The following is a 20,857-nucleotide window of genomic DNA, read 5'->3' on the forward strand; positions in this document are numbered from 1 at the left end:
ATAATTATCTATGCTACAAAAAGAACATACCGAAACTGAGCGCTGAATAAGGGATTCGTTAGCTATGGGAAGCAAACGTTTAATCGATTCATCCGTTTGTTGTTTACTGTGGATAAATGCAGTAATCCTTTTCTGTTTTAGTAAAAAAATATTAGCGGATGCCATTCACCTATTGATTGGCATAACTAAACGCGGTAAAAAATACCTATCAAAAATTCATCATACAAACCAATCCAACGGGATAACACCTTTATACACGATTGTAATATCTTGCTGTATAACGGGCGGCAGTCGTTCTTTCGATATTTTAAGTTGCAGCGCAAATGTCGGGCAGCATATTGAGGGTAGTTAAAACGCAAAATCAGAACTCAAATGAAGAATCTAACAAGATATGCAGGAGGATGCGCTTAAATTCTGAAATATACTAATTAACTGGCATCAAAAGCCTATTTTATCAGTAATAACAAGGGATAACCCTTTACTGATAAGGCAAGTTAGAGGGCTAGCAGTTATAGAGCTAGTAGGTTGTTTTTCTCACTTTCACTTTCTTAACACCATACAGGAGGGCTTATGCAGCTCACCCCAAGAGAAGTTGAAAAACTCATGATCTACACGCTGTCTGATGTGGCGTTCAAACGCAAAGCGCGTGGCTTGAAACTCAATTATCCCGAAGCCGTTTCTATCATCACCGTGACTGCAATGGAAGGGGCCAGAGATGGCAAATCGGTAGAAGATGTCATGAAAGAAGCCAGCAAAGTTCTCACTAAAGATGATGTGATGGACGGGGTAGCTGATCTGATTCCGAATGTTCAGGTTGAGGCAATTTTTACTGACGGTAGCCGGTTGGTCACGGTGCACGATCCTATTAAATAACACCGATGGCAGCATGCGAGTAAAACCTGAACTGATTATTGCAGAGGATTAAAGCATGAGCGCAAAGAAAAGCACTAAAGATAATGCAGAACAGAATACCCCTCTCGGTGGCTGTATTTTAGCTGATACACCGATCATCTTTAATGAAAATAAGCCAGTAACCAAAGTTAAAGTTCGCAATACCGGTGACCGACCCATTCAAGTGGGGTCGCATTTCCACTTCTTCGAAGTTAACCGTGCACTGGAGTTCGACCGTGCTGCGGCTTATGGCAAGAGACTCAATATCTCCTCAACCACCGCAATTCGTTTTGAACCCGGTGATGAAACCGAAGTTCCGCTGATCCCTTTCGGTGGCAAGCAAACACTGTATGGCTTTAACAATCTGGTGGATGGTTGGACCGGCGAAGGCGTGGTGCCTAATAGCGAACGCCCAGATAAGCTAGAGGCTATCCGTCGTGCGGCTGAGCGTGGTTTCAAATCGTCTAAATGACACCTTATCTTAATCAAAATCATCGAAATTCGCATACGTGTAATTAGCTATAACCAATAGATTTCAAGTTTCAGGAAGGCGGCAAACGAGAAAGTCCCGATGAGCTTACACAGGTAAGTGATTCGGGTGAGCGAGAGCAGCTAACACACCTGTAACTTGAAAGATGAAGGTTACACGCACCGAAAAAAAGAAAGGAGCGACAGATGCCTCAAATTTCTCGGCAAGAATACGCGGGTCTATTTGGCCCAACGACTGGCGATAAAATCCGTTTGGGTGACACCAATCTGTTTATCGAAATCGAAAAAGATCTGCGTGGATATGGTGAAGAGTCCGTTTACGGTGGTGGCAAGTCATTGCGTGACGGGATGGGGGCGAATAACCATCTGACCCGTGATAATGGTGTGCTGGATTTAGTGATAACCAACGTCACAATTGTTGATGCTCGCTTAGGGGTAATTAAGGCTGACGTCGGTATTCGCGATGGCAAAATTGCCGGTATCGGTAAAAGTGGTAACCCAGGTGTGATGGATGGGGTGACACCAGGAATGGTGGTCGGTGTCAGTACTGATGCCATTTCAGGTGAGCATTTGATTCTGACCGCCGCCGGTATTGATAGTCATATTCATTTAATCTCCCCACAACAGGCCTATCATGCGCTGTCCAACGGTGTGGCAACCTTCTTTGGTGGCGGGATTGGCCCAACCGATGGTACCAACGGGACAACTGTGACGCCGGGGCCATGGAATATTCGCCAGATGTTGCGTTCTATCGAAGGTCTGCCTGTCAACGTGGGTATTCTGGGTAAAGGTAACTCCTACGGACGTGGTCCACTGCTGGAACAAGCCATTGCTGGTGTGGTTGGCTATAAAGTCCATGAAGACTGGGGTGCGACCGCCAATGCCCTGCGCCACTCATTGCGCATGGCAGATGAGATGGATATTCAGGTTTCGGTACATACCGACAGTTTGAACGAATGTGGCTATGTGGAAGATACCATTGATGCATTCGAAGGCCGCACTATTCACACCTTCCATACTGAAGGTGCGGGTGGGGGGCATGCACCCGATATTATCCGCGTGGCCAGCCAACCTAACGTGTTGCCAAGCTCAACCAACCCAACGCTACCATACGGTGTCAACAGTCAGGCTGAGTTGTTCGACATGATCATGGTATGTCATAACCTCAATCCAAATGTGCCAGCTGACGTCTCGTTTGCTGAAAGCCGTGTGCGCCCGGAAACCATCGCGGCAGAAAACGTTCTGCACGATATGGGTGTTATCTCCATGTTCTCTAGTGACTCGCAAGCCATGGGGCGCGTCGGGGAAAACTGGCTACGTGTAATGCAAACCGCTAACGCGATGAAAGCATCACGCGGGAAATTACCAGAAGATGCACCGAATAACGATAACTTCCGTGTACTACGTTATGTGGCAAAAATCACCATTAACCCCGCAATTGCACAGGGTGTCAGCCATGTTATCGGCTCAGTCGAAGTAGGTAAAATGGCCGACCTGGTACTGTGGGATCCGCGCTTCTTCGGGGCTAAACCTAAAATGGTTATCAAAGGTGGCATGATCAACTGGGCGGCGATGGGTGACCCGAACGCATCATTACCAACGCCACAACCGGTATTCTATCGCCCAATGTTTGGTGCGATGGGCAAAACCCTGCAAGACACTTGCGTCACCTTTGTTTCCCAAGCCGCTCTCGACGATGGCGTGAAAGAGAAAGCTGGGCTGGAACGTCAGGTTATGGCGGTTAAAAACTGCCGTACCATCTCTAAACATGATCTGGTGCGTAATGATCAAACCCCCAATATTGAAGTGGACCCTGAAACCTTTGCGGTGAAAGTGGATGGCGTACATGCCACCTGTGAACCTATCGAAACAGCATCAATGAACCAGCGCTATTTCTTTGGTTAATAGGACGTTTGGACGCTAATCCGTTATTTCAGAATTCAGCTTGCCCACAGTAAGTATTATTTAGTGCCAAGGAGGGGGCGCGTTTGGATGAATGATACAGAAAAGGATTTCATTACTGTGGGCAAGCTGACACAGGCAAGGAGTCAACAACATGATTTTGATAGAGCACATTCTTGGCAATGTGAAAAAGGATCCGGTTTGGCAGGCGAAACTTAAAAATGCCACTGTTGATCTGTTGGTTTTGGATCAACGGGAAGCGCAAAAAAGCCGCTGCCGTAAATCCACCATGCAGGGGTTGGATCTCGGTATTTCTCTCGACAGGAACGTGGTACTTGCTGATGGTGACGTGCTGACATGGGATGAAGAAAGCAACGTAGCAGTAGTGGTGCAGATCAATTTGCGCGATGTGATGGTGATTGATTTGAGTGAACTGAAAAACCGTTCAGCGGATGAGTTGATTAAAACCTGCTTCGAACTGGGCCACGCATTGGGTAATCAGCATTGGAAAGCGGTGACTAAAAATAATGAGGTGTACGTACCTCTCACGGTTGCTACCACCATGATGGACTCGGTCATGCGAACACATGGCTTCCAGCACTTACCTTTCCGTTTTGTTAAAGGGGCAGAAATTCTGCCATTGCTGACTAACTCTGAAGCACGGCTGTTGTTTGGTGGCGCTGAAGACACTGATACCCATGTTCATGTTGCCAGTCCTCTGGATGAACCCCATGGTTCTGGCTTACATATTCACAGTATTCACTCTCATGGTGAAGGTCATAGCCATAGCCATGACCATGACCACAGTCATGGTGATCATGATAGCGACCATAAACACTGATTGAGGCAGGGAGGCACCGCAATGAATGCATCAGATCTGATTCGTATCATGCAATTTGGTGATTCCGTACTGCCGGTCGGGGCCTTTACGTTTTCCAATGGTGTAGAATCAGCCATTCAAACCGGCGTGGTTCATGACGTGCCCACATTAAAAGGCTTTGTCCTGACGGCGTTAAAGCAGGCTGCGAGCTGTGATGGTATGGGGGTTGTCGCGGCCCATCGGGCCGTAATGGCGGATGATAGTGATGGCATCATCCGTGCTGACTGGGCAGTAAATAATCGTAAGTTAAATGAAGAAAGCCGCTTGATGGCAACCCGAATGGGGAAAAAATTGGCGGAGATGTCTATCCATGTGGTGGAGCACCCGCTGATCAGTTGGTGGCTGGGGCAGATAAAAAGTGGCAATACCGCAGGCACCTATCCGGTGACTCAAGCGGTGGTTATGGCTGCACAAGGGATAAGGCAGCGGGAAGTGGTGGTTATGCATCAATACGGTGTAGCGATGACGATATTAAGTGCGGCTATGCGTTTGATGCGCGTGACCCATTTCGACACCCAGCGCATCTTGTTTGAGTTGAACCATGACATTGAGACGTTCTGTGATATTGCCGAGATAGGTGATATTGACCAGATGTCTTCTTATGTGCCGATTGTGGATGTATTGGCGGCGGTGCATGTGAAAGCACACGTCAGATTATTTAGTAACTAACTGATTAATAAATAGTATTCTGAGTGCTTGGTTTTGTATTAACCGAGTGCAGAGCTAAAGCCAGATCAAAATTAAGAGGATTACCCCGTGAATAGCCATTCAACCGATAAACGCAAAAAGATTACCCGCATTGGTATTGGTGGCCCGGTAGGTTCAGGTAAAACCGCCATCATCGAAGTGATCACCCCGATTCTGATTAAACGGGGGATTAAGCCACTGATTATTACCAATGACATTGTGACAACAGAAGATGCCAAGCAGGTGAAACGTACCCTGAAAGGCATTTTGGATGAAGAGAAAATCCTTGGGGTCGAAACTGGTGCCTGCCCACATACCGCGGTGCGTGAAGACCCAAGCATGAATATTGCCGCAGTAGAAGAGATGGAAGAGCGTTTCCCAGACAGTGACCTGATTATGATTGAAAGTGGTGGTGATAACCTGACACTGACTTTCAGCCCGGCACTGGCTGACTTCTATATCTATGTTATCGATGTGGCTGAAGGGGAAAAAATTCCGCGCAAAAATGGTCCTGGACTGGTTCAGGCAGACATTCTGGTCATCAATAAGATTGATCTTGCCCCCTATGTCGGCGCTAGTTTGGATGTGATGGAAAGTGATACCAAAGTGGTGCGTGGTACGCGCCCTTATATTTTGACTAACTGTAAAACCGGTCAGGGGATTGAAGAGCTGGTGGATATGATTATGCGTGATTTTCTGTTTACTCACGTACAGCCTGAAGGAGCAAATGCATGACATCGCAGAGCCAGAATATCGTGGAGACACCTTCACGGGTTCGCGCTCACGCATTAGGTGTTAACGCGCCGGAATTAGCGAAATATCAGGATGAACCGGTGCAGATGCGTAGCGGGGCCGTAGGGAAAAGTGGTTATCTCAAACTGAGATTTGCCAAACGTGAGCATCGCAGTATTTTGGCCGAAATGGAAAGACGGGTGCCGTCGATGGTACAGAAAGCACTGTACTGGGATGAAGAAATGCCTGAATTACCTTGCGTCACCATGATTTCGACCTCGGGGTGTATTTTACAAGGGGACCGGCTGGCAACCGATATACATGTGGAGGCTGGAGCTTGCGCGCATGTTACCACACAGTCGGCCACCAAAGTTCATATGATGAATGCGAACTATGCCTCGCAGATACAGAATTTCACCGTGGAAGAGGGGGGCTATCTGGAGTTTATGCCGGACCCGCTGATCCCACACCGTAATTCACGTTTTATTACTGATACCACTATTAATATTCATCCGACGGCAACCGCAATTTATTCAGAAATACTGATGTCTGGGCGTAAATACCATCATGCCGAAGAACGGTTCGGTTTTGATGTGTATTCGTCGAAAGTGGCAGCCCATGATTTGGCAGGAAAAGAGCTGTTTGTTGAGAAATATGTTCTGGAGCCGAAGTCAGAGAGTCTTGATGCTGTTGGTGTGATGCAAACATTTGATGCTTTCGGCAACGTGATTTTATTAACCCCGAAAGAGCATCATGACCGCATTCTGGCTCGGGTGGCGGCCCATTTTGACATTAAAGCCGGTATCGCCAGTGGGGCAACACGCTTACCTAATGACTGTGGTTTAGTGTTTAAAGCACTGGGTATCGACAGCGGCGGAGTGAAGGCGGAGATTCGCCAGTTCTGGAAGATAGCTCGTGAGGAGATTCTTGGTATCACGCTGCCGGCGCAGTTTTTGTGGCGCTAATACTCAGGCTGGGTAATCAACATTATGGAGGCGAGTCCCAAGGATGGGCGAGTAACGAGAGCAGCTAACACCGCTGCAGCTTCAAGCTAGAAGGGTATTACCCAAATTAATTGGAGTTGCAGCAAGGCAGCAAACGAATGACAAATGGGTTATAAACCATTTTGAACAGCGCATGCGCTGGCCCGAAGGGGGAGCCTCATCAGAGGCTCATAATCCCGATGAGCTTACATCAGTAAGTGATTCGGGTGCGTGAGAGCAGCTAACACCGCTGCAGCTTCAAGCTAGAAGGGTATTACCCAAATTAATTGGAGTTGCAGCAAGGCAGCAAACGAATGACAAATGGTTTATAAACCATTTTGAACAGCGCATGCGCTGGCCCGAAGGGGGAGCCTCATCAGAGGCTCATAATCCCGATGAGCTTACATCAGTAAGTGATTCGGGTGCGTGAGAGCAGCTAACACCGCTGCAGCTTCAAGTAAGAAGGGTAAAGATAATGAATGCAAAAACAGATAACCAATCTGGCTGGACACAACTGGCCGCTTCGAATGTTTTTATTGAATTTATTGATACAACTCTGCGTGGCTGTGCTCAGGTAATGTTCCAGAATAATCCACTCACCGGGCTATTCTTTTTTATCGCCATATTTGTCGGTGCTTATGGTGAAGGTAACCCGGCTGTTGCCTATGGCTGTGTGTTAGGTACGGTGGTTGCCACCCTTACCGGTTTAACCATGCGTGACCGTAAATCATGGCGGGCAGGGTTATATGGCTATAATGGGTGCTTGGTTGGCGCGGCTCTCCCGACATTTTTAATGGCAACTCCGGTGGTATGGGCTTGCATTGTGCTGGGCAGTATCGTGTCGGTAATCGCCACCGTGTGTATTGCCGATATTTTAAAAACCTGGAAAGTCGCGGCATTAACTGCTCCCTTCGTGTTCACCACTTGGATGATTCTGCTGGCAAGTTACGCCTTTAGCGGTTTGCACAGTAGCGCATTACCCACACCGGCTTTGCCACATCAATTTATATTGGAATCTGGGAGCATCTTTGGTGGCGGCAATACTTTTGTCAGCATGTTTAACGGTATTTCTCAGGTATTCTTATTCAGTAGTCTGGTCGGGGGGATTCTATTTGTTATCGGATTGGCGGTGGAATCTTTGTGGGCGGCTATTTTTGCCGTTTGTGGTGCGATATTAGCCATCCTCACCGCCGCTTTTCTGGATGCTAATCCCCATGATATTAACGCCGGGCTTTATGCTTTCAGTGCGGTATTGACCGCGATAGCACTGGGTTCGACCTTTAATAAACCCAGTTGGCGTGTTCTGGCTTACACCATTGTGGGGGTTATATTTACCGTATTGGTTCAGGGGGCGCTGAATACCTTATTGTTACCGATTGGTATTCCAACACTGACCATGCCGTTTGTTTTAGCTTCATGGCTGTTCTTAGTTCCGAATAAAGATGTGATGCCAGCACATCGACAATAACTATTCCGCTCTGGACGTTTTGCTCTGAACATTTGATCGCTATACGGCTGAAAATAATCTGGAGTGCGAACATGACGACAGTGACAGAAAAAAGAGTGGCGTTTGGTAATCAGCAAACCAAACGCCACGCCATCTATCTGCTTATCGGTTTGCTGGTAGTTAATGGGTTAGCTTGGGTTTGGGCTTTTACCGAATTTAATGATAATGCAGTACTGATGGGGATGGCTTTTCTGGCATACAGTTTTGGCCTGCGCCATGCTGTTGACGCGGATCATATTGCGGCTATCGATAATGTTACTCGCAAACTTATGCAACAAGGTAAAACGCCGATTGCTGTCGGGACTTTTTTCTCGCTCGGCCACTCTACTATTGTGATATTAGCCTCGCTGGCTATTGCCGCGACGGCGATGGCATTTAAAGATGATATGGCGTGGTTTCATGAAACCGGTGGGTTGATTGGTACGCTGGTGTCATCGGTATTTTTATTACTATTCGCTTTTCTCAATTTAACTATCTTGCTTTCAGTGTATAAAAAATTTAAACAAGTCAAAGCGGGCCATGTTTATCAAGAAGAAGAACTGGATCTTTTAGTCGTCAACAATGGGGGGCTGCTGGCCAGAGTTTTCAGACGCGTATTTAATATGGTCAATAAAAGTTGGCACATGTATCCGGTGGGGTTTTTATTTGGCTTGGGTTTTGATACGGCGACCGAGGTGGGTGTGTTAGGGATTTCTGCCGCCAGTGCTACTCATGGCATGAACTTGTGGTCCATTATGGTATTCCCAATTTTATTTGCAGCGGGTATGGCATTGATCGACTCACTCGATAATTTTGTCATGATTGGTGCCTATGGTTGGGCTTTCTCTAAACCGGTGCGAAAATTGTATTATAATATTACCATTACGGCAGCTTCGGTTATTATCGCTTTCTTTATCGGTGGGATTGAAGCGTTAGGATTGATTGCAGATAAAATGAATTTAACCGGAGGAGTCTGGACGCCGATTAATAATATTAGTGAGAATTTAGGCGAGATTGGTTACTGGATAATAGGCATGTTTATATTATGCTGGATAATTTCGGCTGTTAATTATTATGTGCGAGGTTATGATAAGTTGAGTGTTAGTCGTTAACTTTACATTTGTCACAAAAATAAGGCGCTAATTAAACATTTAAAGTTAATTAGCGCCTTATCTACTTCGTGACTCTGTGTTTAACGTTGCGCACCTACAAGTTACATATGTTTCTTAGCGAAACCTACAATATCCTGTCTAATTTCAGAAAGTTTACTTTCAGGTGCTTTCTTACATACTTCAACTACCTTCGGTGTCACGACAGTATCAGTTTCTTGCAGATCAACATAATCGCCTTTCTTATATTGAGTATCATCATTCAATACCCAATACACAACCGGAGTAAATGACTTAGGATTCAGATCGAGGAATTCTTTGCAAGTCATATCACTCGGGGTCGTGCCCGTTGCTTTAGTGGTTGTAGATGTTGCTGCAAAGGTTGTTGCGGCAGCGGAAAGCAGTAAACCAGTCAATGCAATATTACGAAGTGATTTGAAGGACATGCTTATTTCCTTATTTATTTGTCAAATATCATTGAATATTTACAAAGTTAAACTAAGGGTGATGTATATCACTCAACTATGGCGACTCAGGACAATGTTCTATTCCTGAGTGCGGCTGTATTATTATATATTAATAGCATTAATGCCAATAATTAAACGTATTATATGATTGGTCATCCAGTATGGATAACTTTACAATGTGTAAAGTGGGCTTTATATATTGTGGGTATAATCTATCCAGGAATGGTAATGAATGTTATTTTACTACTTTGTTTTAATTACATTTCGTGAATATTAGGCAGCTACAAATGAGAGCAAATAACCCACGATTAAATACAACTATTATTTGATTTTCATCAAAAATAATTCTACTTAACCATGATTTTTCTCGTTTTTTATCTATACTTAATTCACCTATAACAATTTTAGTCACTCTATTGATGAAAATATTACAGGAAATTAAGTCTAAAGTTTCGATACCACTTTGCCTCGCTATTCTGGTGGCAATAAATGGATATCTGGTCTTAAGCCCAGTGCTGTTGCGGGCGATATCTCATTCAACCGATGCTGTAAACAATTTCAGTACATGGAAGGAGGCATTAAGTTTTCTTGAATTATTTGAAATTCCTCGATTTATGATCGGTCTGGTATTGATATTGATGGCAATCGCACTTTCGATGAGAACCCGCATTGCATGGTTTTTCACCGTGTTATTGCTGTTTACTATCGTTGCTATCAATCTCTTTATTCTTAAAGATCATAATACGCTGACGACTTATTCTCTTGTGATTATTGTTGCCTTGCTTTTTTATTGGCGCGATTTTGATTATCACAGCCTCGGCAGCGGTACTTTCTTTGCGGTCGTCAGTATTGCATCATTGATCGTCTATAGCATGCTCGGTACGCTCTATATGGGGGATGAGTTTGCTCCGGCCGTTACCGATTTACCTACAGCTTTCTATTTTGCGATCGTTTGTATGTCGACAGTGGGGTTCGGGGATATTATTCCTCATTCTACGCTGGCACGGATGTTTACTCTTACGGTGATTATTTCCGGTATAACGGTCTTTGCTGCTTCAATTTCTTCCATTGCCGGACCGATGATCAGTAATAATATCAAACGTATAGTTAAAGGTAGGATTTCTCACGTGGAACGTAAAAATCATTTTATTATTGTCGGTACCAACTCCCTGGCACTGAATGTCTATAATGGTCTACGTGACCGGGGTGATGAGGTTACTGTGGTTTGCGCCGTCGGTAGCCAGCATGAATTTCCTTCCGATGCAGATATTATCGAGGGCGACCCATCATCGGTTGCGACATTGCAACTGGCGGGTGCGGCTAAAGCAAAATATATTATCGCCTTATGTAACAGTGATGCTGATAATACCTTTACCATTTTAGCGGCCAAAGAAATTGCGGGTGAATCCACCAAGACGCTGGCATTAGTGAATGAAAGCCAGAATATGAAAAAAGTTAAACGGGTAAATCCTGATATGGTGTTCTCGTTGCCGTTGCTTGGCAGTGAACTACTGGTTAGGACTCTGAATGGCGATACCATTAATAACGATCTTATTACGGAAATGTTCTTTGGTAACTGTCAGAAATTAGACTGATCTGGCGAGCTTAATCTGCAGTAGTACACAAAAACACCCTCAGCATTGAGGGTGTTTTATTGTTGGAGAGTATTTATTGGGTAGCTGCATGTGGGTCTTTTGGTTTTTCTTTAGGGCCAACCATCAAACCTAATTCAACCGCGATGAAGCCTATGATCAGGCTGGCGACCAAATAACAGATTGAGACTAAAATTCCGCCAGGGTTCTTCATCATTTCGACCGCACCAAAGACAAAACTGGAAAAGGTTGAAAGACCGCCCATGATCCCGGTTGCGACCATCAAATGCACATATTGGTTAATTTTATCTTTTTTAAATAAAGAGGTAGCCAGCCCTAATAAAAATGCTGCAATAATGTTGGCGACAAAAATATCCATTGGGAAGCCGTCGGCCAGTCGCGGCACGGATAACATAATAAACTCGCGACACATGGCACCAAAAGCACCACCAACAAAGACTAAAATAATAAGATTTAGCATAACATTTCCCTCTGATTAATAAGCCAACCAGGCACCCAATGCCGCTGCCGCCAGACCGACGATGACAGAAATAATTAAATATCCGGCAGCCATTGCTCTACCACGAGCAGTGGCCAGTTTTGCTGCATCCAATTGCATGCTACTAAAGGTGGTATAACCGCCAAGAATACCGGTCAGTACCGCTGCATTGATTAAATCACCATAGCGATCACGCCAGTCAACACTAAAGAGAATACTCAAATATCCAATAACAAATGCACCAGAAATATTAATCAAAAAAGTACCTAGGGGAAAATTACCTTGATATATTTTGCCAACCCTCAGCCCTATCCACCAACGTAAAAGTGATCCGATACCGCCACCAAATCCAACCCACATTACATCGATTGCCGTCATAACAACCCCCTCAATGGTAATTCGTCAGAATAAGAATAATTGTAGTATAAATAAATTACGGGATCGTTCGGATATGGCGAGTTATCGGCCTTAAGTATTATGTTTTATTCGAGTTTAATCAGCGGAGCTAATATAAATAAAATGAAGTTCGGCGAACAAGATAACCGGAAGTTAATATAGTTCATCCTCTGTATTGTTCTCCAGTGAAACTATATTGCTATTGCTGCCAACGATAGAACTTTATACCGATTGCGTGGGGGGTATCACTTGCAGGGACAAAGGATGGCGTTAAAATAGAAATGCCGTTTCAAAAATCCGATAAGCAGAGACAGGAGCCATCATGCCCTACCAAGCAGACCCTTCCCGATATAACCAAATGCAATATCGTTTTTGTGGAAAAAGTGGCTTGCAGCTTCCGGCGTTATCGCTTGGGCTGTGGCATAACTTCAGTTTTAACAATACATTAGAATCACAACGGACATTATTGCGCAAAGCCTTTGACCTGGGGATTACTCATTTTGATTTGGCCAACAACTATGGCCCACCTCCTGGCTCTGCCGAGCAAAATTTTGGTAAATTGCTGCACGACGATTTTAAGCCTTACCGTGATGAGCTGATAATCTCGACCAAAGCCGGTTATAACATGTGGCCTGGCCCGTATGGTGCGGGCAGCTCGCGCAAATATCTGCTTGCCAGCCTGGATCAAAGCTTACAGCGTATGGGGCTGGACTATGTTGATATCTTCTATTCGCACCGTGTAGATGAAAATACGCCAATGGAAGAAACCGCCTCGGCACTGGCTCAGGCGGTACAAAGTGGCAAGGCACTCTATGTGGGGATTTCTTCATATTCTTCTGAGCGTACCGCCACAATGGTTGAGCTATTGCAACAATGGAAGGTTCCGCTGCTTATTCATCAACCCTCCTACAATATTTTGAATCGTTGGGTTGAGCAGACTCATTTGTTAGATACGCTGGAGCAACAGGGGGTGGGTTGTATTGCTTTTACCCCATTGGCTCAAGGGTTGCTGACCGGGAAATACCTCAATGGCATTCCCGATGATTCTCGAATGAAAAAAGAAGCGGGCGGCTCGTTGAAGGAAAATATGTTATCAGCCGCCAATTTGCGCAGTATCAAGGCACTGAATGCATTAGCTCAACAACGTGGGCAATCATTGGCACAAATGGCATTGAGCTGGTTATTGAAAGATAATCGTGTGACCTCGGTATTGATCGGTGCCAGCCGCCCAGAGCAGTTGGAGGAAAACTGTGCAGCCCTGACTAACCTGAGTTTCAGTGCAGAAGAGTTACGTGCGATTGATCAGCATGTGGCCGAGGGGCAGCTTAATTTATGGCAGGCCTCTTCGGACCGCTAACCGGTGATAACGTGAGAAGCCGGAGATGTTCTCCGGCTTTTTTAGGGGCAAAACCCTTATTTTGCTTTGGGTGATGAGTCCGCTGCCAGCCCTAGCTTCAGTAGTTTACCATCACTCTCATCAGTTAGCAGATAGACATAACCATCTGGCCCGACCCGGACATCGCGGATACGCTCACCGCGATCACCCAGTAAACGCTCTTCTGCAATCACTTTGTCGCCATCCAACTGCAAGCGAATCAACTCTTTCTGTGCCAATGCCCCGATAAATAGTGAATGTTGCCAGGTGGGGAAGCGGGCAGCGTCATAGAAGGCCATGCCGCTGATACCGGGTGATTTCTCCCAGTAATAGGCCGGTTGCTCGGTACCCTCGACATGGGTACCTTTCGCCTCTGGAATGGCTAAACCTGAGTAGTTAACACCATGAGTGGCTAATGGCCAGCCGTAGTTTTTCCCGGCCTGTGGGATATTGATTTCATCGCCGCCTTTAGGACCATGCTCATTAGCCCACATCACTTCAGTCCATGGGTTAAGCGCCAGACCCTGTGGATTGCGATGGCCATAGGACCAGATCTCTGGCTTTGCCGGAGACTTATTGGCAAATGGATTATCTTTTACTACCTTACCATCAAGTGTCAGACGTACGATTTTACCTTGATGTAGGCTTAAGTCTTGAGCCGTAGGGCGCTGATTGTTTTCGCCCAGAGTAATAAAGATATGGCCTTGTTTATCAAAGGCTAATTTGCCACCAAAATGGTTACCGGTAGATAATTTGGGTTGCTGGCGGAAGAATACCTTGAAGTTTTCAATGGCTGTCCCCTGAGGATTAAGATGGCCATAACCCACGGCGGTGCCCGCTTTACCCTCTTTTCCCACTTCAGCAAAACTTAGGTATATACGGCGATCCTGAGAAAATGTCGGTGATAATGCCACTTCTAGCAGACCACCTTGCCCCTTGGCATAGACTTCTGGTACCCCCTTTAAAGGTTCTGATAGTGGCTTCCCTGCTTGCCATAAACGTAATTGCCCAGAACGCTCAGTGATTAAGATTCCCCCATTATCAGGTAGAAATGCCAGTGACCATGGATGATCCAATCCATCCTGTAATTCCGTTACGGTCACCGCCGGAGCGGCAAGGGCGGTCATCGAAACAAATACGCTAATTAACAGTGCACTCAAGCTATAGCCCAGTGTTCTATTTCCCAATATTGTCATCAGTTGCTCCTTTAAAATGCCAACAACTGTTAACTTTAGAGTATTAAGGGCAAGTCAGCGAATAACACCATTAAAATCAGCGACTATATTACTGTAGCCAGTGCCATGCTGAGGAGTGCATTCCGATTTCGTTTCACAAAAAAAGCTCACAAGCTGAGCAGACGAAAAAGTGGCAAAGGTTAAGTTCAGACAATTCTGCAAACCGATAAGGTGTCCTAATTAATGATGCTGCCAGCCACTCATGGCTATTGCGAGTACGAGAAATCCATCATTGATGAGTGAATAATCATTAACTTAATGATATATAACTACATTAAACTTAATTCGCCGAGAAAAATAATCATAATTTTGCGATAAACATCACATTGCATTTGCTTAGAAATGTGAAGAGCATCAATGTGAAAAGTCAATTAGAGACGATTATATGAGTAGTTGAATTACTGTCTTAACTATCAACGCCATATACTGCCGACAACCAGAAACAATGGGGCTGGGCAAGGGGCACGATAAAGTACAGATAAAGGGAATTCACCATTGCACTGGCATACAGTTAACGTGTGTCTTTTGAACATCAAAAGGTGTTGGGTATGGAAAAGAAAAAAATTTATCTATTTTGCTCAGCCGGTATGTCTACCTCGCTACTGGTTTCCAAAATGAAAGTACAAGCAGAGAAGTATGAGGTGCCAGTGATTATCAATGCTTACCCCGAGGCCCTGGCCGCAGAACATGGTGCCCAAGCAGATGTCATTTTGTTAGGACCACAAATCGCTTACATGTTGCCTGAAGTTGCAAAAATGTTCCCCAATAAACCAGTTGAAGTGATCGACGCGCTCCTATACGGCAAAGTCGACGGTCTGGGGGTATTAAAAGCTGCCGTAGCCGCAATAAAAAAAGCAAAACAATAAGGGGTGCACTGTGAGCGCATTTATTAATTCTCTGGAAAGGGTCATCTTGCCTTTTGCTATTAAAATAGGCAGACAGCAACATATTAATGCTATCAAGAATGGGTTTATTCGGCTGATGCCGTTAACCCTGACGGGTGCCATGTTTGTACTGATCAACAACGTTTTCTTAAGTTTTGGCGAAGGGTCGTTCTTTTTCTCAATGGGCGTACGGTTAGATGCCGATACCATTACTATGCTCAATGGTTTTAAAGCGATAGGCGGCAACGTTTATAACGGTACTCTCGGTATTATGTCGTTAATGACGCCATTTTTTATCAGTATGGCGTTGGCTGAAGAGAAAAGGGTCGATCCTCTGGCTGCGGCTCTGCTGGCAATTGCTGCCTTTATGACCGTGACGCCATACAGTGTTGGCGAGGCCTATGCCGTCGGGGCTAATTGGTTGGGAGGGGCGAATATCATCTCCGGTATTATCATCGGTTTGGTGGTTGCAGAGCTCTTTACCTTTATCGTGCGACGTAACTGGGTTATCCGCCTGCCAGACAGTGTGCCGACATCAGTTTCCCGTTCTTTCTCTGCATTGATTCCCGGGTTTATCATTCTTTCCATCATGGGCGTGATTGCTTATGCCCTTGGATTGCATGGCACCAACTTCCACCAGATCATTATGGACACCATTTCAGCACCGTTGTCGAAAATGGGCAGTGTTGTGGGATGGGTGTATGTCATGTGCTCCTCGCTGCTGTGGTTCTTCGGGATACACGGTGCGATGGCCTTATCTGCACTGGAAAGTGGCATTATGATGCCATTTGCATTGGAGAACGTTGCAACCTATACCCAGTATGGTTCTGTTGCTGCGGCGCTGGCCGCCGGTAAAGAATTCCATATGTGGGCTAAGCCGTTTGTTGACTCCTATATCTTCTTGGGAGGCACTGGCGCAACACTTGGACTGGTTATTGCCATCTTTATTGCTTCTCGCCGTGAAGACTATCGTCAGGTAGCAAAATTGGGTGCACCGGCTAGTATTTTCCAGATTAATGAACCTATCCTATTTGGTTTGCCGGTCATAATGAACCCGCTGTTCTTTATTCCGTTCATCTTGGTTCAACCGGTATTAGCAATTATCACTTCAGTGGCGTATTACACCGGCCTTATTCCGCCAATCACCAATATTGCGCCGTGGACCATGCCAGTCGGCTTAGGTGCCTTCTTCAATACCAACGGCAGTATTGCCGCGATGTTATTAAGTTTATTCAACTTAGGTATAGCGACATTGATGTATCTGCCATTCGTAATAATTGCCAATAAGGCGCAGAGCGAGATAGATCGTCAGGTTGAAAGTGAAGAAGAGATTGCTGATAGCTTGAAATTCTAAGCGTTAAATCTGTTTATCGTATAAGGCTGGAGGCCGGAATGAAGTATCAATTTCCCGATGATTTTTGGTGGGGCAGTGCCACCTCCGCAGCCCAATCCGAAGGGGCGTCACTGCGGGATGGTAAGAGCAAGAACATCTTCGATTATTGGTACGAAATTGCACCGGAACGTTTTCATGGTCAGATTGGTCCTGAAAACACCTCCACCTTTTACGATAACTATCAGCAAGATATTTTGCTATTAAAGCAACTGGGCCATAACACGTTCAGGACATCGATTTCATGGTCGCGGTTGATTCCAAAGGGTGACGGTGAGCTTAACCCCAAAGCTGTCACGTTTTATAACGCGGTTATCGATAGCCTATTGGCGCAGGGAATTACCCCCTTTATCAATCTTTATCATTTTGATATGCCATTGTGTATGCAAGAGAAAGGCGGTTGGGAAAATCGTGCGGTTGTGGAAGCCTATGGCCGCTATGCCAAAAGCTGCTTTATGTTGTTTGGTGATCGGGTAAAGCATTGGTTTACTTTTAATGAGCCGATTGTGCCTGTTGAAGCCGGTTACCTGAACGACCTGCATTACCCTGGTGTGGTTGACTTTAAACGTGCGGTGACTGTCGCTTATCACAGCGTATTGGCCCATGCCAACGCGGTGCAAAACTACCGAGAGCTAAAGCAGGGGGGTGAAATTGGTATCATTTTGAACCTCACCCCGACCTATCCTCGCTCCGACAGTGCGCCAGACCTGATTGCAGCTAATCATGCCGATTTATTGCTTAACCGTAGCTTCCTCGATCCCGTCACCAAAGGTATTTACCCTGATGAACTGATCACGTTGCTGCGAGAGCACGACTTATTGCCACAAATTGAAAGCGGTGATTGCCAGTGCATTGCGGCGGGCGTCGTTGATCTGTTAGGGGTTAACTATTATCAGCCAAGACGGGTTCAGGCGAAAGATATCCCAACCCCTCAAGGGCTGGTGAAAACGCCGGAGGATTTGTTCAGTTTTTATGCGATGCCCGGGCGCAAAATCAACCCGCATCGTGGTTGGGAAATCTACGAAAAAGGGCTGTATGACATCCTGAAAAATCTAAGAGAGAATTATAACAATATTGCGTGTTATATCTCTGAGAATGGCATGGGTGTTGAGGGCGAAGAGCAGTTTATCACGCCATCAGGTAGGGTTGATGACCAGTATCGCATTGAATTTATCCGTGCACATTTGCAGTGGCTACATCAAGCATTACAAGAGGGCAGTAACTGTAAAGGGTATCATCTGTGGACCTTTATTGATTGCTGGTCTTGGCTCAATGCATACAAAAACCGCTATGGTTTAGTTCGGTTGAATATCGCCGACCAGACGCGAGTATTGAAACAAAGTGGCTACTGGTTTGCTGATGTCGCCAGGCAGAATGGTTTTAATTAATGGCTTTAATTTACGGAGTAACAATAGCATGTTTGATTTAGATAAAATCGTGGGTGAGGTGCAGCCTACCGATGAGATGGAAGATGTGGTTATGGGGCTGATTATCAACGCCGGGCAAGCCAGAAGTTTGGCTTACAAGGCTCTGAAACAAGCCAAGGCGGGTGACTTTTCCCAAGCGGATGAGCTGATGGTGCAATCTCGCCTGGCGCTGAATGAAGCACATTTAGTTCAGACCAGGCTGATTGAAGCTGATCAAGGTGAGGGGAAAACCAAAGTAACATTGGTGCTGGTACATGCTCAGGATCATTTGATGACGGCCATGTTAGCCAGAGAGTTAATTGATGAGTTGATCGAATTGCATCGAAAGTTACAGTGAATTTTGTCTAACACATTGGCTATTTTGAACGAGAGTGAAGGTAAATAAGATGGAAGTCAGGTTAGTACGTCAAAAAGACTTTTTTAACGGAAAAGAATTCCATCTGTTTATTTATAATAAAACGGAAAGTGCCACCGGCTTACATCAGCATGATTATTATGAATATACGTTGATATTAACCGGTATGTGTTATCAGGAAATAAACGGTAAGCGAGTCTTTTTAGAGCGCGGCGATTTTGTTTTTATTCCTATGGGATCCCATCATAAAAGTTTCTATGAGTTTGGTGCCACCCGTATTCTGAATGTGGGAATAAGTAAAACCTTCTTTGAAGAGCACTATTCTCATCTATTATCGCGGCCTATTGTGGCCTCTCAGGCTTATCGCCTAAAGGGTGATTTTCTCTCTTATATTGAATCGGCAATTTCTGCGCCACACTTTAGGGACGATGAGCTTACTGAACTGGTAGAACTGCTGACTTTTTATGTCACTAACCGCATCAGCCATCATAAAGAAAGTGACACTAACGACGATATTCCGCTGTGGCTGAAGACCAGTATCGACAAAATGCATGATAAGTCGATGTTTGGTGAAAAAGCGCTGGTGAATATGATCGAACTGTCTGGCAAAACCCAAGAGTATTTGACCCGCGCTACCCGCCGTTATTACCAAAAAACGCCGATGCAGATTATCAATGAAATCAGAGTTAACTTTGCTAAAACTCAACTTGAAATGACCAATTATCTGGTCTCTGACATTGCTTTTGAAGCAGGTTACAGCGATACCACGTTATTTATTAAAAACTTCAAAAAACTCACCTCTTTTACGCCGGGGAACTATCGCAAAAAATTCAACTGCGTCAGAGAGGGGTTATCCGATTAGCTTCCGGCCAGATAACTGCTACTGGAATGGCCTGACAAGGTACCCTCAATGGAAAAGTTACTTATTGTTAATGCTGATGATTTTGGTCTATGCAAAGGTCAAAGTTACGGAATCATTGAAGCATTCCGGCATGGTGTTGTCTCATCGACTACAGCGATGATGAATTGTGCGGATATCTATCATGCAGCGGAACTGAGTAAGCAAAATCCAACGTTGCCTGTGGGGATGCATTTTGTTCTCACTTACGGGCGGCCGTTAACGTCAATGCCATCATTAGTTGATGCCAACGGTGCTCTGGGCAAATGGTTGTGGCAACGCGCCGAAGCGGGTGAGCTGAATCCTGGCGAGATAGCTCGGGAGTTGGCGGCTCAGTTTGATAAGTTTGTTGCCGTCTTCGGCCGTGCACCCACTCACATCGACAGCCATCATCATGTACATATGTTGCCGCAAATTTATCCGCTGGTTGTTGCTTTTGCCCACGAGAAATCTCTTCCGCTGCGTATTGATCGCAATGAAGTACAGCGGCATGAGATTGTGCTTGATAACCCGCGAAGCAGTGAGTGGTTCGATGCCGGTTTTTATGGTGAGGCTTTATCTGAGCAGACATTTTTGCGGTTGTTGGAAAATGCCAGTCAAAAAGCAATTAACTCACTTGAGATTATGTGCCATCCGGCGTTTGTTGATAACATCCTCATGACCAGCGGCTATTGTTATCCACGCTTGACCGAATTGGAGGTGCTGACGTCGCCGGCATTAAAGCAAGCCATTGAGCAGCGTGGCTATAGATTGGGGTCATATTTGGATTGCTGAAATTATTAACATAAAGTCGCCCTTTGCCGATAATCATTATACTGACTTAGTGAGTGATAAGGATATGTCCGATGGGTATAAATGCGAGCTTACCAATAGCAGCAACGACGGGAAATGGCAGCAAGAATACTGCAAGTGCAGGAAATGATTTGGCATCTCAGATAAAGAATGTAATAGCAAAAATCGCTGAGGTTACGCAAAAACTCAAAGATGGCATTGATATGTCAGAAGATCAGCGAAAAAGTATTCAAGCTCAATTAACGATGTTACAGCAGCAACTGGCTGAGTTGTTACGTCGTCAGGCACAACAAGCGCAGCAAAAGCATGATGGGAAAAGTAGTGCTATTGAGAACGTAGACCAGATAAAAGCACAAGATGGCAATATAGATATCTATATTTGATTTAT

General features: G+C 45.3%; 22 protein-coding genes. 18 read left to right on the forward strand and 4 right to left on the reverse strand.

Annotation, left to right across the window (positions count from 1 at the left end):
- Positions 1–570 precede the first annotated feature (570 nt).
- The 9 genes from V2A85_RS12745 to V2A85_RS12785 all read left to right on the forward strand — a co-directional run bounded on the left by V2A85_RS12745 (position 571) and on the right by V2A85_RS12785 (position 9,162).
- The gene (locus V2A85_RS12745; RefSeq protein ID WP_002215288.1) at positions 571–873 is read left to right on the forward strand and encodes an urease subunit gamma; all 303 of its coding nucleotides are present in this window, start codon (positions 571–573) and stop codon (positions 871–873) included.
- A gap of 55 nt (positions 874–928) precedes the next feature.
- Complete coding sequence (locus V2A85_RS12750; RefSeq protein ID WP_420071585.1) at positions 929–1,363, forward strand: urease subunit beta; 435 nt, start codon at positions 929–931, stop codon at positions 1,361–1,363.
- 203 nt (positions 1,364–1,566) lie between these two features.
- The gene (locus V2A85_RS12755) at positions 1,567–3,285 is read left to right on the forward strand and encodes an urease subunit alpha (protein ID WP_083163057.1); all 1,719 of its coding nucleotides are present in this window, start codon (positions 1,567–1,569) and stop codon (positions 3,283–3,285) included.
- 151 nt (positions 3,286–3,436) lie between these two features.
- A complete protein-coding gene (gene ureE, locus V2A85_RS12760) occupies positions 3,437–4,123 on the forward strand; it encodes an urease accessory protein UreE (protein ID WP_372559716.1) in 687 nt (228 codons plus the stop codon).
- 21 nt (positions 4,124–4,144) lie between these two features.
- On the forward strand, positions 4,145–4,831 hold the full coding sequence (locus tag V2A85_RS12765) for an urease accessory protein UreF (RefSeq protein ID WP_083163061.1): 687 nt from the start codon (positions 4,145–4,147) through the stop codon (positions 4,829–4,831).
- Positions 4,832–4,918: 87 nt separating this feature from the next.
- Positions 4,919–5,584, forward strand: coding sequence for an urease accessory protein UreG (gene ureG, locus V2A85_RS12770; RefSeq protein WP_005188826.1), 666 nt, complete (start codon positions 4,919–4,921; stop codon positions 5,582–5,584).
- Positions 5,581–6,546 (forward strand): urease accessory protein UreD, encoded by a 966-nt coding sequence (locus V2A85_RS12775; RefSeq protein WP_372559715.1) that lies wholly within the window; start codon positions 5,581–5,583, stop codon positions 6,544–6,546. The genes ureG and V2A85_RS12775 overlap by 4 nt, the downstream gene beginning before the upstream one ends.
- A 493-nt stretch (positions 6,547–7,039) precedes the next feature.
- Complete coding sequence (yut, locus tag V2A85_RS12780; protein WP_372559714.1) at positions 7,040–8,032, forward strand: urea transporter; 993 nt, start codon at positions 7,040–7,042, stop codon at positions 8,030–8,032.
- 71 nt (positions 8,033–8,103) lie between these two features.
- Positions 8,104–9,162, forward strand: coding sequence for a HoxN/HupN/NixA family nickel/cobalt transporter (locus V2A85_RS12785; RefSeq protein ID WP_083163067.1), 1,059 nt, complete (start codon positions 8,104–8,106; stop codon positions 9,160–9,162).
- Between the two features lie 101 nt (positions 9,163–9,263).
- On the opposite strand, the gene hdeB is transcribed toward V2A85_RS12785, so the two are convergent.
- Entirely contained in the window at positions 9,264–9,605 is a 342-nt protein-coding gene (gene hdeB, locus V2A85_RS12790; protein ID WP_372559713.1) for an acid-activated periplasmic chaperone HdeB, read from the reverse strand.
- 440 nt (positions 9,606–10,045) lie between these two features.
- Here hdeB and kch point away from each other — a divergent pair, with 440 nt between their 5' ends.
- Positions 10,046–11,221 (forward strand): voltage-gated potassium channel protein, encoded by a 1,176-nt coding sequence (gene kch, locus V2A85_RS12795; RefSeq protein ID WP_083163071.1) that lies wholly within the window; start codon positions 10,046–10,048, stop codon positions 11,219–11,221.
- Between the two features lie 73 nt (positions 11,222–11,294).
- Here the strand turns inward: kch and crcB are convergent, their stop codons facing one another.
- Both crcB and V2A85_RS12805 read right to left on the reverse strand, forming a co-directional pair.
- Positions 11,295–11,699 carry a fluoride efflux transporter CrcB gene (crcB, locus tag V2A85_RS12800; RefSeq protein ID WP_372559712.1) on the reverse strand — a complete coding sequence of 135 codons (405 nt, stop codon included), beginning with the start codon at positions 11,697–11,699 and terminating at the stop codon, positions 11,295–11,297.
- A gap of 15 nt (positions 11,700–11,714) precedes the next feature.
- A complete protein-coding gene (locus V2A85_RS12805) occupies positions 11,715–12,095 on the reverse strand; it encodes a fluoride efflux transporter FluC (RefSeq protein WP_372559711.1) in 381 nt (126 codons plus the stop codon).
- 340 nt (positions 12,096–12,435) lie between these two features.
- Between V2A85_RS12805 and mgrA the strand changes: the two genes are divergently transcribed.
- Positions 12,436–13,470 (forward strand): L-glyceraldehyde 3-phosphate reductase, encoded by a 1,035-nt coding sequence (gene mgrA / locus V2A85_RS12810; protein ID WP_372559710.1) that lies wholly within the window; start codon positions 12,436–12,438, stop codon positions 13,468–13,470.
- 56 nt (positions 13,471–13,526) lie between these two features.
- Here mgrA and V2A85_RS12815 read toward each other — a convergent pair whose 3' ends face one another.
- The gene (locus V2A85_RS12815) at positions 13,527–14,684 is read right to left on the reverse strand and encodes a PQQ-dependent sugar dehydrogenase (RefSeq protein ID WP_420071586.1); all 1,158 of its coding nucleotides are present in this window, start codon (positions 14,682–14,684) and stop codon (positions 13,527–13,529) included.
- Between the two features lie 587 nt (positions 14,685–15,271).
- On the opposite strand from V2A85_RS12815, the gene V2A85_RS12820 reads away from it, so the two are divergent.
- The 7 genes from V2A85_RS12820 (at position 15,272) to V2A85_RS12850 (ending at position 20,852) form a co-directional block, all read left to right on the forward strand.
- On the forward strand, positions 15,272–15,589 hold the full coding sequence (locus V2A85_RS12820) for a PTS sugar transporter subunit IIB (protein WP_005276021.1): 318 nt from the start codon (positions 15,272–15,274) through the stop codon (positions 15,587–15,589).
- A 10-nt stretch (positions 15,590–15,599) separates the two neighbouring features.
- On the forward strand, positions 15,600–16,961 hold the full coding sequence (chbC, locus tag V2A85_RS12825; protein WP_083163081.1) for a PTS N,N'-diacetylchitobiose transporter subunit IIC: 1,362 nt from the start codon (positions 15,600–15,602) through the stop codon (positions 16,959–16,961).
- Between the two features lie 38 nt (positions 16,962–16,999).
- Positions 17,000–18,385 carry a glycoside hydrolase family 1 protein gene (locus V2A85_RS12830; protein ID WP_420071587.1) on the forward strand — a complete coding sequence of 462 codons (1,386 nt, stop codon included), beginning with the start codon at positions 17,000–17,002 and terminating at the stop codon, positions 18,383–18,385.
- Positions 18,386–18,413: 28 nt separating this feature from the next.
- Entirely contained in the window at positions 18,414–18,761 is a 348-nt protein-coding gene (gene chbA / locus V2A85_RS12835) for a PTS N,N'-diacetylchitobiose transporter subunit IIA (RefSeq protein ID WP_083163086.1), read from the forward strand.
- A gap of 49 nt (positions 18,762–18,810) precedes the next feature.
- A complete protein-coding gene (chbR, locus tag V2A85_RS12840) occupies positions 18,811–19,641 on the forward strand; it encodes a transcriptional regulator ChbR (RefSeq protein WP_083163087.1) in 831 nt (276 codons plus the stop codon).
- Between the two features lie 48 nt (positions 19,642–19,689).
- Positions 19,690–20,451, forward strand: a complete 762-nt coding sequence (chbG, locus tag V2A85_RS12845) for a chitin disaccharide deacetylase (RefSeq protein WP_420071588.1) — start codon at positions 19,690–19,692, stop codon at positions 20,449–20,451.
- Positions 20,452–20,522: 71 nt separating this feature from the next.
- Positions 20,523–20,852 carry a FlxA-like family protein gene (locus V2A85_RS12850; protein ID WP_083163089.1) on the forward strand — a complete coding sequence of 110 codons (330 nt, stop codon included), beginning with the start codon at positions 20,523–20,525 and terminating at the stop codon, positions 20,850–20,852.
- Positions 20,853–20,857 lie beyond the last annotated feature (5 nt).

It is taken from the genome of Yersinia sp. 1252 StPb PI, assembly GCF_048593885.1.
Taxonomy (GTDB): Bacteria; Pseudomonadota; Gammaproteobacteria; order Enterobacterales; family Enterobacteriaceae; genus Yersinia; species Yersinia enterocolitica_E.

Excerpts from the sequence above, each read along its gene's own strand:
- V2A85_RS12745 (WP_002215288.1), top strand. The coding sequence starts at position 571 with ATGCAGCTCACCCCAAGAGAAGTTGAAAAACTCATGATCTACACGCTG.
- V2A85_RS12750 (WP_420071585.1), top strand. The coding sequence starts at position 929 with ATGAGCGCAAAGAAAAGCACTAAAGATAATGCAGAACAGAATACCCCT.
- V2A85_RS12755 (WP_083163057.1), top strand. The coding sequence starts at position 1,567 with ATGCCTCAAATTTCTCGGCAAGAATACGCGGGTCTATTTGGCCCAACG.
- ureE (WP_372559716.1), top strand. The coding sequence starts at position 3,437 with ATGATTTTGATAGAGCACATTCTTGGCAATGTGAAAAAGGATCCGGTT.
- V2A85_RS12765 (WP_083163061.1), top strand. The coding sequence starts at position 4,145 with ATGAATGCATCAGATCTGATTCGTATCATGCAATTTGGTGATTCCGTA.
- V2A85_RS12775 (WP_372559715.1), top strand. The coding sequence starts at position 5,581 with ATGACATCGCAGAGCCAGAATATCGTGGAGACACCTTCACGGGTTCGC.
- yut (WP_372559714.1), top strand. The coding sequence starts at position 7,040 with ATGAATGCAAAAACAGATAACCAATCTGGCTGGACACAACTGGCCGCT.
- V2A85_RS12785 (WP_083163067.1), top strand. The coding sequence starts at position 8,104 with ATGACGACAGTGACAGAAAAAAGAGTGGCGTTTGGTAATCAGCAAACC.
- hdeB (WP_372559713.1), bottom strand. The coding sequence starts at position 9,605 with ATGTCCTTCAAATCACTTCGTAATATTGCATTGACTGGTTTACTGCTT.
- kch (WP_083163071.1), top strand. The coding sequence starts at position 10,046 with ATGAAAATATTACAGGAAATTAAGTCTAAAGTTTCGATACCACTTTGC.
- crcB (WP_372559712.1), bottom strand. The coding sequence starts at position 11,699 with ATGCTAAATCTTATTATTTTAGTCTTTGTTGGTGGTGCTTTTGGTGCC.
- V2A85_RS12805 (WP_372559711.1), bottom strand. The coding sequence starts at position 12,095 with ATGACGGCAATCGATGTAATGTGGGTTGGATTTGGTGGCGGTATCGGA.
- mgrA (WP_372559710.1), top strand. The coding sequence starts at position 12,436 with ATGCCCTACCAAGCAGACCCTTCCCGATATAACCAAATGCAATATCGT.
- V2A85_RS12815 (WP_420071586.1), bottom strand. The coding sequence starts at position 14,684 with ATGACAATATTGGGAAATAGAACACTGGGCTATAGCTTGAGTGCACTG.
- V2A85_RS12820 (WP_005276021.1), top strand. The coding sequence starts at position 15,272 with ATGGAAAAGAAAAAAATTTATCTATTTTGCTCAGCCGGTATGTCTACC.
- V2A85_RS12830 (WP_420071587.1), top strand. The coding sequence starts at position 17,000 with ATGAAGTATCAATTTCCCGATGATTTTTGGTGGGGCAGTGCCACCTCC.
- chbA (WP_083163086.1), top strand. The coding sequence starts at position 18,414 with ATGTTTGATTTAGATAAAATCGTGGGTGAGGTGCAGCCTACCGATGAG.
- chbR (WP_083163087.1), top strand. The coding sequence starts at position 18,811 with ATGGAAGTCAGGTTAGTACGTCAAAAAGACTTTTTTAACGGAAAAGAA.
- chbG (WP_420071588.1), top strand. The coding sequence starts at position 19,690 with ATGGAAAAGTTACTTATTGTTAATGCTGATGATTTTGGTCTATGCAAA.
- V2A85_RS12850 (WP_083163089.1), top strand. The coding sequence starts at position 20,523 with ATGGGTATAAATGCGAGCTTACCAATAGCAGCAACGACGGGAAATGGC.